Below are 13,435 nucleotides of genomic sequence, written 5' to 3' on the forward strand. Positions count from 1 at the left end.
AGACGCCGCCGGCCTGCTGAACAAGACCTTCGGCACCGACGCCGTCAAGCGCGGCCTCCTCGTCGGCACCGCCACCATCACCGCACAGATCAAGTAACACCCCGCACCACCACAATCGGCCCGGACCACGCAGCAGCGCGGTCCGGGCCGACTTGCGTTGCGCGAACCGCCGGCGGCCGCCGTCGTCACGGGCTGGGCGACACCTCACGTGCTCACGTTCGCGTGGTCTGTCGCTCAGCGCAAAATCCGCCCCCGCGCCGCACCGCGCCACCGCTCAGCGGCGCCGCCACCACCGCCGCGGCTTCGCCTCGAGCCGTGCCTGCTCCGCAGCCCGCGCGGCCGAAGCCATGCGCACCTCGCGGCGCTCCCGCCAGGCGAGCACCTCGGCCTCGACGTCGCGCATCGGCGTCACCACCGGCGGCCCGCCGAGCAGCTGCCGCCGGGCTTCCTTCACCCGCGCGTTGAAGTCCACGAGGACGTCCCGCACGTCGGACTCCAGCGACAGCGCGTCGAGTGCGTCGTCGAGTTCGGCGTCCTCGGTCCGGAGTGCCAGGGCCGGCGGCGCGATGCCCCGGATGTCCTCACGCTCGATCTTCGACTTGATCCACCAGTCCGGGTCGTGCTGCCCGTCGAGGCCCGGCAGCGGCTTGCCGTGGTACGGGTTGCCCTCGAAGACCCCGCGGCGCTCGGCCTCCGCGATCTGGGCCCGGGCGTGCGCGGCGACGTCGGCGGCCTTGAGCAGCCGACGTTCCTCACGTTCCGACCGCACCTCGTCGGGGTCGAGCGACCCCCGCTCGATCTCCTGGTCGACGAGCTGCTGGTAGCGGTAGCGCGCGGCTCTGCGGAGCCGGTCCATCCGTGCATCGACGTCGTTCATCGTCAGACCATGATGCCCCGCGCCCCCGACGGTTCGTCCAGCCCGGTCAGGACTTCTCTGAGACTTCTTCGATGGTCAGCGCGGCCTGGATGAGGGCCAGGTGCGACAGACCCTGGGGGATGTTGCCCATGAAGTCCCCGTCGACGGCACTGAGCATCTCGCTGAACAGGCCGACGTCGTTCGCCTGCGCGACCATGTCGTCCATCAGCTGCTTCGCGTCGTCGACCCGTCCGACGCAGGCGAGAGCCGCAGCGAGCCAGAACGAGCACGCCACGAACGGCGATTCCTCGTCTTGGATGCCGGAGTACCGGTACACGAGCGGGCCGTGCTGCAGCTGCTCCTCGATCGCCCGGATCGTGGACTCCATGCGCGGTCCACGGTCGAACGCCGACATCGCGTGCAACAGGATCGAGCAGTCGAGCGCGTCGGTGCCCGGGTACATGACGTAGTGGCCGAGCTCCTCGTTCCACCCGTTCTCGGCGACCCAGTCCTCGATGAGCTCGCGGTTCTCGATCCACTTCTCGCGCGGGCCGTCGATCATCCCCGCGTCGTGCAGCTCGACCGCGGCGTCGAGCGCCTGCCAGCAGCCGATCTTGCTCGTCGTGTAGTGCTGCGCCTCCTGCAGCTCCCACATGCCCGAGTCGGGCTCCGGCCAACGGTGGCACGCGTCGTCGGCCAGGTCCTGCAGCACCGAGGCCGTCTTGCGGTCGAGGACGTTGCCGGCTCGGACGTACTGGCGCATGATCTCGAACACGTCGCCCCAGACCCCGAGCTGCAGCTGGTCACCGGCGCGGTTGCCGATCGTGACCGGCCCGATGCCGTTCCAGCCCGGGACGTCACGCTCCTCGACGGTGTCGCTCTTCGACCCGTCGAGCCCGTAGAAGATCGGCATCGTCTCGTCGTGCTCGGCGATCGTGCGCATCACCCACGACACGGCGGCGTGCGTCTCCTCGCGCAGGCCGAAGCGGGTGAGCGCGTGCACCGTGTACGCCAGGTCGCGCACCCAGGCGAACCGGTAGTCCCAGTTCTTCCCGCCGGTGCGGTCCTCGGGCAGGCTCGTCGTCGGGGCTGCGGCGATGGCGCCGGTGGGGGCGAAGATCAGGAGCTTCAGGGCGAGGGCGCTGCGCTGGACCGCGTCCGACCAGGGGCCGTCGTAGCTGAACTCCTTCGACCAGGTCGCCCAGTTCTCGATCGTGCGGTCGACGCCCTCGAGGGTGCGCTCGGGCTCGGGCAGGAAGATCGGTTCGTCGTACGTGCCGACGATGGTCAGGATCGACTTCGAGCCCTCGGTCGTCGAGAACCGTCCGGAGAACCGGGGGCCGTCGTCGTGCACCGGTTCGAAGCCCTGCTCCACGATCGCGATGGTCACGCCGTCGATGCCGATCACCGTGCCGTTCGCGGTGTCGAGTCGGCGCGGTTCCGCCGTGTTCAGGATCGTGCCGGGCACGACCGCCCACTCCATCTCGACCGACCCTTCGACCCCCTGCACGCAGCGGCCGATCTCGGCCCACGGCAGGCGTCCGGCCACACCGGTGACCATGGCGTCGGTCACGGTGGCGGTGCCGGACGGGGTCGTCCACGTCGTCACGAGCACGTTCGTCCCCGGCAGGTAGGCGCGGGACACCTGCGCCTGGTCGTCCACCGGCCGCAGGGCGACGTGTCCGCCGTGCTCGGCGTCGACGATGCTCGCGAACACCGGCGGCGAGTCCATCGACGGGATCGGCAGCCAGTCGATCCGGCCGTCGAGCGCGATGAGGGCGACCGTCCGCCCGTCGCCGATCGCGCCGTACGAACGGAGCGGGACGTACCCGTTCGTTCGTTCCTCGTTCTCGGTCGCGTCGGGGGTGTCTCGCGTGCGCTCGGTCATGCGTCCAGCCTGCCCCGGCCCCGGTGGCGACCATCAGGCGGACGTACCCCTCGTGGAGAACGCACGCCGGGCCTCCCGCCTGTGGAGAACCGCCGGAGCACCCCCCGCGCACCGCCGGAACACCCAAGGACAACCGTCGGCGAACCCCCGGCGCCCAGCCGACACGCCCACGCGACTTGCGCATCCCGGGCGTGTCGCACTAGCGTCGTGCTCCTGCCGATCGGCAGACCGCCCGCCCCGGGCACACCGGAAGGACCGCGCATGCGCACCGTGCAGCACAACGAGGAACGCGTCGAGCTCCAGCTCGCCGCGGCCGCCGTGCTGCCCGAGCAGCAGTGGTCCCTCCGCTATCCCGCGTAGGCACGCGACGTCCCACGACGCCCCGTGCCCACCCGGCCCGGGGCGTTCGTCAGCACCGCTTCCTTCCGTCCGCCACGTCCGGCGACGACCAGGAGGCCCGGCGTACGACCGTCTCGGACCGTCACCTCGACCGTCACGAAAGCGAGACGACTCCATGAAGAAGATCAACGACCGATTGCTCAGCTGGGCCTCGATGCTCGAGGACAACACCGAGCAGCAGGCCCGCACGACCGCGCGCATGCCGTTCGTGTTCCCGCACCTGGCCCTCATGCCCGACGCACACCTGGGCCTCGGGGCCACCGTCGGGTCGGTCATCCCGACCCTCGGCGCGATCATGCCGGCGGCCGTCGGCGTGGACATCGGCTGCGGCATGATCGCGGTCCGCACGCAGTTCACCGCCACCGACCTGCCCGCCGACCTGCAGGGGCTGCGCGAGCAGATCGAGCGCGCGATCCCGCTGTCGGCCGGTGCGTCGAACCGGAAGATCGTGGCGACCGCCGTACCCCGGATCGCCGAGCTCGAGGCGATGGCCGAGACCGCGGGGTTCGACCCCGACGGCGTGCACGGCGGCTGGCGGAACCAGCTCGGCACGCTCGGCTCCGGCAACCACTTCATCGAGGTCTCCCTCGACGAGCAGGACCGGGTCTGGCTCTTCCTGCACTCCGGGTCGCGGGGCGTCGGCAACAAGATCGCGCAGCGCCACATCAAGGTCGCCAAGAAGGCGATGGAGCGATGGTGGATCCAGCTGGCGGACCCCGACCTGGCGTACCTGGTCGAGGGCACGCCGGAGTTCGACCGGTACATCGCCGAGCTGCGGTGGGCCCAGCACTTCGCGCTGCTCAACCGCGAGGAGATGATGGACCGCGTCGTGCGGCAGCTGTCCGAGGCTGTCGGCACGCCCGTCGACGAGCGCGAGCGGATCAACTGCCACCACAACTTCACGCAGCGTGAGACGCACTGGGGCAAGTCCGTGTGGGTGTCGCGCAAGGGTGCGATCCAGGCGAAGGCCGGTCAGCCCGGCCTGATCCCCGGGTCGATGGGCACCGCGTCGTACGTGGTCGAGGGACTCGGCAACAAGCCCTCGCTCGAGTCGTCCCCGCACGGTGCGGGTCGGCTGTTCTCGCGGAGCGCTGCCCGGCGGACCTTCACCCACGAGCAGCTGCGCGAGGCGATGGCCGGCATCGAGTACCGCGACACCGACGCGTTCCTCGACGAGATCCCGGCGGCCTACAAGCCGATCGACCAGGTCATGGCGGACGCCGAGGACCTCGTGTCGATCCGGCACACCCTGCGGCAGGTCGTCAACGTGAAGGGCGACTGAGACGCGCCCACCGACGGACGGGAGGCCCGTGGCGGCACCGCCACGGGCCTCCCGTCCGCCACGTTGCGGACCGCACGGCCCGGCGCGCCCCGGACAGGACGGCACGCGTCGGGCACGCTGGGCCGTGATGAGCGACACGGCGGAGCACGCAGCGAAGGAAACCGGACGACAGGTCCGGCGGGCGGCCGACAGCCGCTGGTTCGAGGTCACGGCACGCGCCGGGTTCGTCGGCAGCGGCATCGTCCACCTGCTGATCGGGTACCTGGCGATCCTGCTCGGGATCGGCAACGCGTCCTCGGGTGGCGAGACGGACCAGTCCGGTGCGCTGCAGCAGATCGCCGCGGTCCCCGGCGGGGTGTTCCTGCTCTGGCTGATCGCCGTCGGCACGGCCGCACTCACCGTGCGCCTGGTCGTCGAGGCGATCGTCGGCGGCCGTTCCGACACCACCCGGGGCTGGCTCGCCCGGCTGAAGGACGTCGCGAAGGCCGTGGTCTACGGCGTGATCGCCTACTCGGCGGCCTCGTACGCGCTCGGTGCCGGGTCGAGCTCGAGCAGCTCGTCGCAGAGTGCCGCGGCGAAGACCCTGGCGACACCGGGCGGGGTGTTCGTGCTGGTCCTGGCCGGGGCGATCGCGGTCGCCGTCGGCATCGGCCTCGTGGTGATCGGCTGCCGCCGGTCGTTCCGCAAGCAGATCACGCGACCGTCGGGCCAGCTCGACCGCGTGGTCACCGTGCTCGGCGTCGTCGGGTACGTCGGCAAGGGCGTCGCCGTGGTCATCGTGGGCGTGCTCATCGCCGTCGCGGGGCTGCAGAGCGACCCCGACCAGGCCACCGGCCTCGACGCCGCCTTCGACGCGGTGCGGAGCATGCCCGGTGGGGTGTTCGTCCTCGTCGCGATCGGCATCGGGTTCCTGGCCTTCGGCGTCTACAGCTTCTTCCGCGCGCGGTTCGCCCGCCTCTGACCCGCGGGCGCACGGACGACCGGGCCGGCGCGGACTTTCGCGCTGCCCGACACCTCACGGGCCGAAGCGGGCGTGAGGTGTCGCTGAGCCCGTGAACTCGCCGCCGCGCCACGCGCGACCGCGCCGCCGCGCACGCCTGAGCGAGCACGGACCGCCCCCGCGGTAGACGGGGTCGATGCGCACCAACGCCACCACCGGCCCCGCGACCGTCTTCGCCGACGCCCGAGCGGTCCTCGCCGAGAGCATCGTCTGGGACCCGTCCGCACAGCTGCTCCGGTGGGCCGACATCACCCTCGGCACCCTCAACACCGCCGAGGCCGACGGCACCGTGCGCTCGAGCGTGCCGCTGCCGCCCCCGTTGGCGAGCTTCCAGCCCCGGGCCTCCGGCGGGTTCGTCGCGGCCCTCGGCGACACCGTCGTGGTGACCGACGAGCAGGGTGCCGTGGAGCGCGAGATCGCCCGCGTCACCCACAGCACCTCGGGCAACCGGTTCAACGAGGGCAAGTGCGACCCGTTCGGCCGGTTCCTGGTCGGCAGCATGAACGTGACGACGGGCGAACCCGACGCTGCGCTCTACTCGATCGAGGCCGACGGCACGACCCGGGTGCTCCGCGGCGGCTTCGGGGTGACGAACGGCATGGAGTGGTCGGAGGACGGCAGCACGATGTACGTCACCGACACCAGCGCCTCGACGGTCTTCCGCGGGTCGTACGGCCCGGACGGCGAGCTCGGCGAACTCGAGCCGTTCATCGTCGGTCAGGCGCACGACGGCCTGGTCCGCGACGACGAGGGCTGCTTCTGGAGCGCGATCTACGGCGGATCCCGCGTCGAGCGCTACGGGCCCGACGGCTCGCACCTGGAGACGGTGGAGCTCCCCGTCGCCAACCCGACGTCGGTGGCGTTCGGCGGTCCGGACATGTCGACGCTCTTCGTCGGGACGGCCCGCGAGAACCTCACCGAGCAGGACCTGGAGCAGGCGCCGCGGTCCGGTGCGGTCTTCGCGGTGCCGACGACGGTGCACGGGTTCCCCGCGAACACCTTCAGCGGCTGAGCACGTCGTCGCCGCCCGCGCGGACGGCGGCCGGGTATCCTGGGCGACCGCCCGACCGGAGGAGACCCACGTGGACGACGAACGCCAGGCAGCCCGGCCGGACCCGGCCGGCGAGCTCGCCCAGGCCGAGGACGCCGACGTCACGGTGCAGGTGGACCGGGTCGCGGTCGACGGCACCTACGTCCGGGTGAGCTCGATCGGTGAGCCGGGCGAGCGGGCCTTCGTGCTCGTCGCGGGGCTCGGCATCGCCTCGACCTACTACGAGCGGCTCGCCCCGCACCTCAACGAGAACGGGCCGGTGCACGCGCTCGACCTGCCGGGCTTCGCCGGCGTCCCGCGGTTCCGCGGCAAGGTCTCGATCGAGCGCTACGCCGACGCGGTCGAGCGGGTCATCGACGACCTCGGGCTCCAGGACCCGGTCCTGGTCGGGCACTCGATGGGCACGCAGGTCGTCACCGAGGTCGCCGCCCGCCGTCCGGGGATCTCCGACCTCGTGCTCATCAGCCCGGTGGTCGACTCGTCGGCACGGACCGTGCGGCAGTCGGCGTTCCGGTTCCTCCGGTCGACGCTGCACGAGCCCGCCGCGGTCCGCTGGCACGGCATCACGGCGTACGCACTGTGCGGCTGGCACTGGTTCCGGAAGGTCCTGCCGCGGATGATCGCGTTCCCGATCGAGGAGCGCGCCGCCCACGTGCAGGCCCGCACCCTGATCGTCCGCGGTGAGCACGACGCGATGGTGCCGCGGGACTGGGTCCGTCGGCTGGCGCGGGTGTTCCCGTACGCGGTCCTCCGTGAGGTCGTCGACGGCGCACACTCGGTCATGCACGCACAGGCCGACGCGGTCGCGCGGCTCGCCGTGGCGCACGTCGACCACCGGATCCCCGACCGGGGCGTGTCGTCGCTGCAGCGGGTGCGCGACGACTCGACGTCGTCGGACCTGGCGCGGCTCAGCCCGGGGGACGCCTGGTTGCTGGTCAAGTCGCGGTTCATCGAGCTGTTCGGGATGGCCCGGAACGACGACGAGACGCTCGAGGCGGCCAAGTCCGCACACGCCGTCGCGATGGCGGACGGCGACGACCTGCCGGTCGACCCGGTCGATCGCCGGGCGGTCGTCGACGAGGTCGCGCCGGAGTCGAAGTAGCGAGCACGGTCGAAGTAGCCAGCGCCGTCGAAGTAGCGACCACGGTCGGACCAGCGTCCGCCGCGATCTGCGGGTGACCGCCTGGAGGCCCGGTGCCGGTCCATCGGACCGGCACCGGGCCTCCAGGGCGTCGCGACCACCGCGACGGGCGAGCGGTCAGGGCGTGATGCGGCCCGGCAGCATGTCGGGCGTCAGCGCGTTCGCCTCGGCGAGGACCTTGCGGGCCTCGTCGGTCTTGTCCCACACGTTCCAGAGCAGCACGCCCCGGACCGTGTCGTCGTCGTCCAGGTAGTAGACGACGCCGGTGACGGTGGGGTCCTGCCAGTCCTCGACCGTGCGGAGCTTCGAGCTGACCTGCCCCACGGCCTCGTACCCCATGTCGAAGACGTCGGAGTAGAACATCGGCGTGTGGTCGTAGGTCTCATCGGCGTCCGCCAGGTTGCGGCCGGCCTGCCGACCCTGCTGCTGGGCGTTGTCAACGTGTTCCACCCGGCGGGTGCCGAGGATGCGGTCCGGGTACTCGGCGACGTCACCGGCGGCGAACACGGAGTCGTCGTCGGTGAGCAGTGTCGAGGTCACCACGATGCCGTCGCGGACGGTGAGTCCGGCGTCGGCGGCGAGCTGCGTGGCGGGTTCGATGCCGAGTCCGGCGACGACCGCGTCTGCCTCGACCACGGAACCGTCGTCGAGCGTCAGTCGCACGCCGTCTGCCGTCTCGGTGCCCTCGGACACCCGACGACCGGTGCGGAGCTCGACGCCGTGGTCGACGAAGCGCTGCTGGAACGCCCGAGCCAGGTCGTCCGGGAACATCCGTCCGCCGACGACCTCGTCCGGGTCGACCAGCGTGACGCGTGTACCGTTCTGCACGATCCCCGCCGTGATCTCCTGACCGATGTACCCGCCGCCCACGACGGCGACGTGCGCTCCGGCGTCCGCGAGTTCGCGCAGCCGGCGGTAGTCCGACGCGCTGCGGTAGTCGAGCACGCGTGCCGACGGGGACAGCCCCGGCAGCCCCCGGGGCTTCCCGCCGGTCGCGAGCAGGAGCCGCTCGTAGCCGTGGGTCGCGCCGTCGGCCGTCGTGACGGTCTTCGCGGCACGGTCGATCGCGGTGACCGCGGTTCCCAGGACGAACTGTGCCCCGGTCTCCTCGGTGTGCAGGTCGACCTTGTCGTCCCAGCTGAAGTCCGGGTCGGTCCAGAGCTTCTTCGAGAGCGCGGGCCGGGCGTAGGGCCGGTCGACGTCCTCGCTGAGGATGCCGATCGACCCGTCGGTGTCGAGCTCGCGGATGCCGCGGGCAGCAGCGTCGGCGACCATCCCGCCGCCGACGATGAGGTAGCGGAAGTCGGTCATGACGCCTCCTGGCGGTGCTGTGGTGCCACGATCAGATCGAGGCGACCGAGCCGGAGTCGACCCGGTAGTTGGCGCCGTTCACGAAGCTGGCCAGGTCCGAGCACAGGAAGGCCACCACGTTCGCGACCTCTTCCGGCTCGCCGCGGCGCTTGAGCTCCATGTACGGCCGCTCCTCTTCGAGGAAGCTGCCGATGGCCTCGTCGAACGAGGTCCCGCGCTGCTTCGCCCGCTTGTCCATCATCGCGTCGGTCATCGGCGTGTGGATGAACGCGGGGGAGACCGTGTTCACCAGCAGGCCCTCGGAGGCGTAGGAGCGCGACAGGCCCTTGGCGAACGAGAGCACCCCGGCCTTCGCGGCGCAGTAGGGCAGTTCGTCGTCGTACGGCTGCGAGGCGTCCTCGGACACCAGGTAGACGATGCGTCCCCAGCCGCCCTGGCGCAGATCGCCGATGAACTCGCGGGTGATCCGCACCGGCCCCATCAGGTCGATGTCGATCGTCTCCGCCCAACCGGCCTCGTCGATCTCGTGGAACATGCCCTGGGCACCGGTGACGCCCGAGGACTGCACCAGGATGTCGATCTCGCCGACGGCTTCGCGCACCTTGTCGTGCAGGGCGGCGAGGCTCTCGGCGCTCCGGACGTCGGCGGCGAACGCGTGCAGCTTGCCGAGCGGCGCCTCGAGCTGGTCGGCACTGGTGTCCAGACGGCTCTGGTCGATGTCGGTGACGACCACGGTCGCACCCTCAGCCAGGAGGATGCGCGCCGTGTTCCAGCCGATGCCGGAGTCGCCGCCGAAGACGAGTGCGGTCTTGCCCTGGATACCGAGGTCCACCCGGGCCCCTACGCGTGTGCCGACGCGTCGGCGACGGCGGGCGTGGTGGCGGAGGCCAGCGGGGTGCTGGGCGCGCGGTTCTCGGCGGAGACCATCCACGCGAGCTGCTCGAGGCGCTCGATGAAGCCGTGGAGCAGGTCCGCGGTCGTCGGGTCTTCCTCGTCGACCTCGTCGTGGACGTCGCGCATGGTGCCCGTCGCCTGGTACAGCCGGAGCGTGACCTGGTCGATGGCGTCGTGCGTGGTGATCTCGCCCGAGGGGAACGCGTCGAGGTGGCTGCCCGCGGAGACGGTCGCCGAGCGGCCGTCCGGCACGAGGTACAGCGCACGCATGCGCTCGGCGGTGTCGTCGGCGAACTCACGGGCTGCGTCGACGATCTCGTCGAGCTGCAGGTGGAGGTCGCGGAAGTTCGTGCCCAGGATGTTCCAGTGGGCCTGCTTGCCCTGCAGGTGCAGGTCGATGAGGTCCACGAGGACCGCCTGGAGGTTCTTGGCCATCTTGTCCGAAGCGTGCATGGTTGTGGCTCCTTTCGCGTCGGTGTGACCGTTCCGGTCTACGCGGTGCCGCAGTGCACGCTCTCAGTGCGCTCGGAGGCAGCGTCCCCCGAGGGCGTTCGGTGCAGCGTCGCTCAGTGCGACGGCGCGGGGTCGACCTGGTCGACGGCGTCGCGCATCTGCTCCAGGAAGCCGGCGACGATCCGCGCCTCGGACGCGGGGAGCCCCTCGGCGATCGACATCATCCGGCGGTGCATCACACCGAGCGTGGCGCGGACCTCGTCGTCGGTCTCGGTCGTCGGCGTGATGACGAGGGCCCGGCGGTCGGTGGGGTGCGGGTCGCGGCGGACGTGGTTCGACTTGACCAGGCGGTCGATGAGGATCGTCGTCGAGGCCGACGAGATCTTGAGGTACGCGGCGAGGTCCTTCGGGCTCACGGCGGTGCCGGAGCGCTGCGCCTGCAGCAGGAAGCGCACGGCGAGCAGGTCGGTCTCGCCCATGCCCATCGAGTCACGGGTCCGGCGGCGCATGGCCGTCTCGGCGGACCGGTACCGGCGCAGGGCGTTCAGCACCGCGACCCCGCGTTGGGTCGCGTCGTCGTCCGGGAACCAGTACCCGGACGCCTCGGTGATCTCCTGCGTCGACATGGCGTTCAGGGTAACCCGTCTCGTATCTCGGTCGTCTAGCGGACTCCCGGGTTCCGCCACGACCGGTGCGTCCGCACCGTCCGATGCGTTCGCAACGACCGTTGCGTCCGCACCGGACGGACAGGAGGCCCGTGGCGGGGTCGCCACGGGCCTCCTGTCCGGTGGTTCGTCGCGTTACGCGGCTGCCTGCTCGTCCGTGCCGGCTGCGGCCTCGGCGAGCGCGGTGAGCGCGCCCTGCACGAGCGTCGTGACCTCGGCGTCCTCACGCGGGTGGGTCTCCGCGAAGCGGACGACCGACTGCGGGATGGCGACCTTGACGTCCTCCAGGACCTTCGCGCCGGCGATGCCGGCGGCCTTGCGGGCGTCGTCGTGGGCCCAGACGCCGCCGTACTGGCCGAACGCCGAGCCGATCACGGCGAGGGGCTTGCCGGACAGCGGCGAGGCGCCGAACGGACGCGAACCCCAGTCGAGCGCGTTCTTCAGGACGGCGGGGATGGTGCCGTTGTACTCGGGGGTGATCAGCAGGACGGCGTCCGCGGTGGCGACGGCGTCGCGGAAGGCGACGGCAGCGGCGGGCGGGGTGTCGCCGTCGATGTCCTCGTTGTAGAACGGCAGGTCGACGATGCCGTCGAAGGTGTGCAGCTCGATGCCCTCCGGCGCGTGGTGCGCGGCGGCCTCGGCGAGCTTGCGGTTGATGGAGTCGGCGCGCAGGCTGCCGACGAGGACGAGGACGTTCGTCATGGAGCTCCTTCTGTTGCGGGATGCTGTTGCTGGACGGAAAGGTGTCAGCGACAACCAATGCGATCGTAGGGGGCGCTATTCCCGGTCCGCTGAGTACGGTGGCGTCGTGACCACGCTTCGGACCCCGGCCAGCACGCCACGAACCACCGACCCGACCTGGTGGCGCGATGCCGTCGTCTACCAGGTCTACCCGCGCAGCTTCGCCGACACGGACGGCGACGGGCTCGGTGACGTCGCGGGCATCACGAGCCGGGTGCCGTACCTGGCGTCGCTGGGCGTCGATGCCCTGTGGCTCTCCCCGTTCTTCCCGTCGCCGCTCGCCGACGGTGGTTACGACGTCGCCGACTACCGCGCCGTCGACCCGAAGCTCGGGTCCCTCGACGACCTGGACGCCCTGGTCAGGGCCGCCCACGAGCACGACCTCAAGGTCATCGTCGACATCGTGCCGAACCACACCTCGGACCAGCACGAGTGGTTCCGGGCTGCGCTGGCGTCCGCGCCGGGGTCGGGGTCGGCCGAGCGTGCGCGGTACGTGTTCCGCGAGGGCTCCGGCGCCTCCGGGGAACTGCCGCCGAGCGACTGGGTGTCGAACTTCGGCGGCAGCGCGTGGACCCGGGTTCCGGACGGGCAGTGGTACCTGCACCTGTTCGCCCCCGAGCAGCCGGACCTGGACTGGTCGAACCCCGAGGTCCGCGCCGACTTCGAGGACACGCTCCGCTTCTGGTCCGACCGCGGCGTCGACGGGTTCCGCGTGGACGTCGCGCACGGGCTGGCGAAGGACCTGTCGACCCCGTACCGGCCGTCGAACGAGCAGGACCTGCCGCTCGACGGTTCCGACCCGCTGTACGACCGCGACGAGGTGCACGAGATCTTCGCCACCTGGCGCCGGGTGCTCGACGAGTACGACCCGCCCCGTGCCGCGGTCGCCGAGGCATGGGCCCCGGCACCCCGCCGTGTCCTGTACGCCCGGCCGACGGAGCTCGGGCAGGCCTTCAACTTCGACCTGCTCGAGGCCCCGTTCGAGCCCGATGTGTTCCGTCGGATCATCGAGCGGAACCTGGCCGCCTCGGAGCAGTCCGGTGCCTCGAGCACCTGGGTGCTGTCGAACCACGACGTCGTGCGGCACCCCACCCGCTACGGCCTGCCGGACGGCACCGACACCGACGCCTGGCTCATGACGGACGGCACGACGCCGGAGCTCGACCGTGCACGGGGGCTCCGTCGTGCTCGAGCGGCGACGATGCTGATGCTGGCGCTGCCCGGGTCGTCGTACGTCTACCAGGGCGAGGAACTCGGGCTGCACGAGGCCGCCGCGATCCCGCGCGACCTGCTGCAGGACCCGAAGTGGCTCCGCACCGGACACACCGTCAAGGGCCGGGACGGCTGCCGCGTACCGATCCCGTGGACGCGCTCCGGACCGTCGTTCGGCTTCGGGGACGTCGCACCGCACCTGCCGCAGCCGCAGGACTTCGGGGAGTCCTCGGTCGAGGCCGAGGACGGCGATCCCGAGTCGACCCTGTCGCTGTACCGCCGGGCGCTGGCCGCCCGGCGTCGGCTGCAGCAGGGGGAGGCGCTGACGTGGCTGGAGTCCGGCTCCGAGGTCGTGGCGTTCGCGCGGCACGACGGCTGGCGGTCGGTCACGAACTTCGGCACCGCGCCGGTGCCCCTGCCGGCCGGGACCGTCGTCGTCGCGTCCGGGCCGCTCGACGGGGTCGCACCGGGGCTGCTGCCGGGTGAGACGACGGTGTGGCTGGCCTGAGCGGTCCGCTCGCGTCGTTCGTCCTCCACAGCCG

Annotated in this window: 12 protein-coding genes; 5 read left to right on the forward strand and 7 right to left on the reverse strand. The window is 71.5% G+C overall.

Going from position 1 to position 13,435, the window contains the following annotated elements; all coding sequences use genetic code 11:
* Window positions 1-274: 274 nt before the first annotated feature.
* Both HP445_RS02230 and HP445_RS02235 read right to left on the reverse strand, forming a co-directional pair.
* The gene (locus tag HP445_RS02230; RefSeq protein WP_110864991.1) at window positions 275-877 is read right to left on the reverse strand and encodes a DnaJ family domain-containing protein; all 603 of its coding nucleotides are present in this window, start codon (window positions 875-877) and stop codon (window positions 275-277) included.
* Between the two features lie 46 nt (window positions 878-923).
* On the reverse strand, window positions 924-2,744 hold the full coding sequence (locus HP445_RS02235) for a glycoside hydrolase family 15 protein (protein ID WP_128781429.1): 1,821 nt from the start codon (window positions 2,742-2,744) through the stop codon (window positions 924-926).
* Between the two features lie 514 nt (window positions 2,745-3,258).
* Here HP445_RS02235 and HP445_RS02240 point away from each other — a divergent pair.
* The 4 genes from HP445_RS02240 (at window position 3,259) to HP445_RS02255 (ending at window position 7,578) form a co-directional block, all read left to right on the forward strand.
* Window positions 3,259-4,425, forward strand: coding sequence for an RtcB family protein (locus HP445_RS02240; protein ID WP_111032963.1), 1,167 nt, complete (start codon window positions 3,259-3,261; stop codon window positions 4,423-4,425).
* 127 nt (window positions 4,426-4,552) lie between these two features.
* The gene (locus HP445_RS02245; protein WP_111039758.1) at window positions 4,553-5,386 is read left to right on the forward strand and encodes a DUF1206 domain-containing protein; all 834 of its coding nucleotides are present in this window, start codon (window positions 4,553-4,555) and stop codon (window positions 5,384-5,386) included.
* Window positions 5,387-5,561: 175 nt separating this feature from the next.
* Window positions 5,562-6,437, forward strand: coding sequence for an SMP-30/gluconolactonase/LRE family protein (locus HP445_RS02250; RefSeq protein ID WP_128781430.1), 876 nt, complete (start codon window positions 5,562-5,564; stop codon window positions 6,435-6,437).
* 70 nt (window positions 6,438-6,507) lie between these two features.
* Complete coding sequence (locus tag HP445_RS02255; protein ID WP_128781431.1) at window positions 6,508-7,578, forward strand: alpha/beta fold hydrolase; 1,071 nt, start codon at window positions 6,508-6,510, stop codon at window positions 7,576-7,578.
* A gap of 156 nt (window positions 7,579-7,734) precedes the next feature.
* On the opposite strand, the gene HP445_RS02260 is transcribed toward HP445_RS02255, so the two are convergent.
* The 5 genes from HP445_RS02260 to HP445_RS02280 form a co-directional block, all read right to left on the reverse strand.
* The gene (locus HP445_RS02260) at window positions 7,735-8,928 is read right to left on the reverse strand and encodes an NAD(P)/FAD-dependent oxidoreductase (RefSeq protein WP_128781432.1); all 1,194 of its coding nucleotides are present in this window, start codon (window positions 8,926-8,928) and stop codon (window positions 7,735-7,737) included.
* A gap of 31 nt (window positions 8,929-8,959) precedes the next feature.
* Complete coding sequence (locus HP445_RS02265; RefSeq protein ID WP_128781433.1) at window positions 8,960-9,760, reverse strand: SDR family NAD(P)-dependent oxidoreductase; 801 nt, start codon at window positions 9,758-9,760, stop codon at window positions 8,960-8,962.
* An 8-nt stretch (window positions 9,761-9,768) separates the two neighbouring features.
* Window positions 9,769-10,275: a Dps family protein gene (locus HP445_RS02270; RefSeq protein WP_017886495.1), complete on the reverse strand. Its 507-nt coding sequence runs from the start codon at window positions 10,273-10,275 to the stop codon at window positions 9,769-9,771.
* Window positions 10,276-10,388: 113 nt separating this feature from the next.
* Window positions 10,389-10,901 carry a MarR family winged helix-turn-helix transcriptional regulator gene (locus tag HP445_RS02275; RefSeq protein ID WP_111024711.1) on the reverse strand — a complete coding sequence of 171 codons (513 nt, stop codon included), beginning with the start codon at window positions 10,899-10,901 and terminating at the stop codon, window positions 10,389-10,391.
* A gap of 174 nt (window positions 10,902-11,075) precedes the next feature.
* Window positions 11,076-11,642: an NADPH-dependent FMN reductase gene (locus tag HP445_RS02280; RefSeq protein ID WP_027464982.1), complete on the reverse strand. Its 567-nt coding sequence runs from the start codon at window positions 11,640-11,642 to the stop codon at window positions 11,076-11,078.
* A 106-nt stretch (window positions 11,643-11,748) separates the two neighbouring features.
* Between HP445_RS02280 and HP445_RS02285 the strand changes: the two genes are divergently transcribed.
* The gene (locus HP445_RS02285; protein WP_128781434.1) at window positions 11,749-13,401 is read left to right on the forward strand and encodes a glycoside hydrolase family 13 protein; all 1,653 of its coding nucleotides are present in this window, start codon (window positions 11,749-11,751) and stop codon (window positions 13,399-13,401) included.
* Window positions 13,402-13,435 lie beyond the last annotated feature (34 nt).

The sequence above is a fragment of the Curtobacterium flaccumfaciens genome (genome assembly GCF_013359815.1).
GTDB lineage: Bacteria > Actinomycetota > Actinomycetes > Actinomycetales > Microbacteriaceae > Curtobacterium > Curtobacterium flaccumfaciens.

Bases quoted from the DNA above. Each gene is read 5' to 3' on its own strand.
- HP445_RS02230 (WP_110864991.1), bottom strand. From the start codon at position 877: ATGAACGACGTCGATGCACGGATGGACCGGCTCCGCAGAGCCGCGCGC.
- HP445_RS02235 (WP_128781429.1), bottom strand. From the start codon at position 2,744: ATGACCGAGCGCACGCGAGACACCCCCGACGCGACCGAGAACGAGGAA.
- HP445_RS02240 (WP_111032963.1), top strand. From the start codon at position 3,259: ATGAAGAAGATCAACGACCGATTGCTCAGCTGGGCCTCGATGCTCGAG.
- HP445_RS02245 (WP_111039758.1), top strand. From the start codon at position 4,553: ATGAGCGACACGGCGGAGCACGCAGCGAAGGAAACCGGACGACAGGTC.
- HP445_RS02250 (WP_128781430.1), top strand. From the start codon at position 5,562: ATGCGCACCAACGCCACCACCGGCCCCGCGACCGTCTTCGCCGACGCC.
- HP445_RS02260 (WP_128781432.1), bottom strand. From the start codon at position 8,928: ATGACCGACTTCCGCTACCTCATCGTCGGCGGCGGGATGGTCGCCGAC.
- HP445_RS02270 (WP_017886495.1), bottom strand. From the start codon at position 10,275: ATGCACGCTTCGGACAAGATGGCCAAGAACCTCCAGGCGGTCCTCGTG.
- HP445_RS02275 (WP_111024711.1), bottom strand. From the start codon at position 10,901: ATGTCGACGCAGGAGATCACCGAGGCGTCCGGGTACTGGTTCCCGGAC.
- HP445_RS02280 (WP_027464982.1), bottom strand. From the start codon at position 11,642: ATGACGAACGTCCTCGTCCTCGTCGGCAGCCTGCGCGCCGACTCCATC.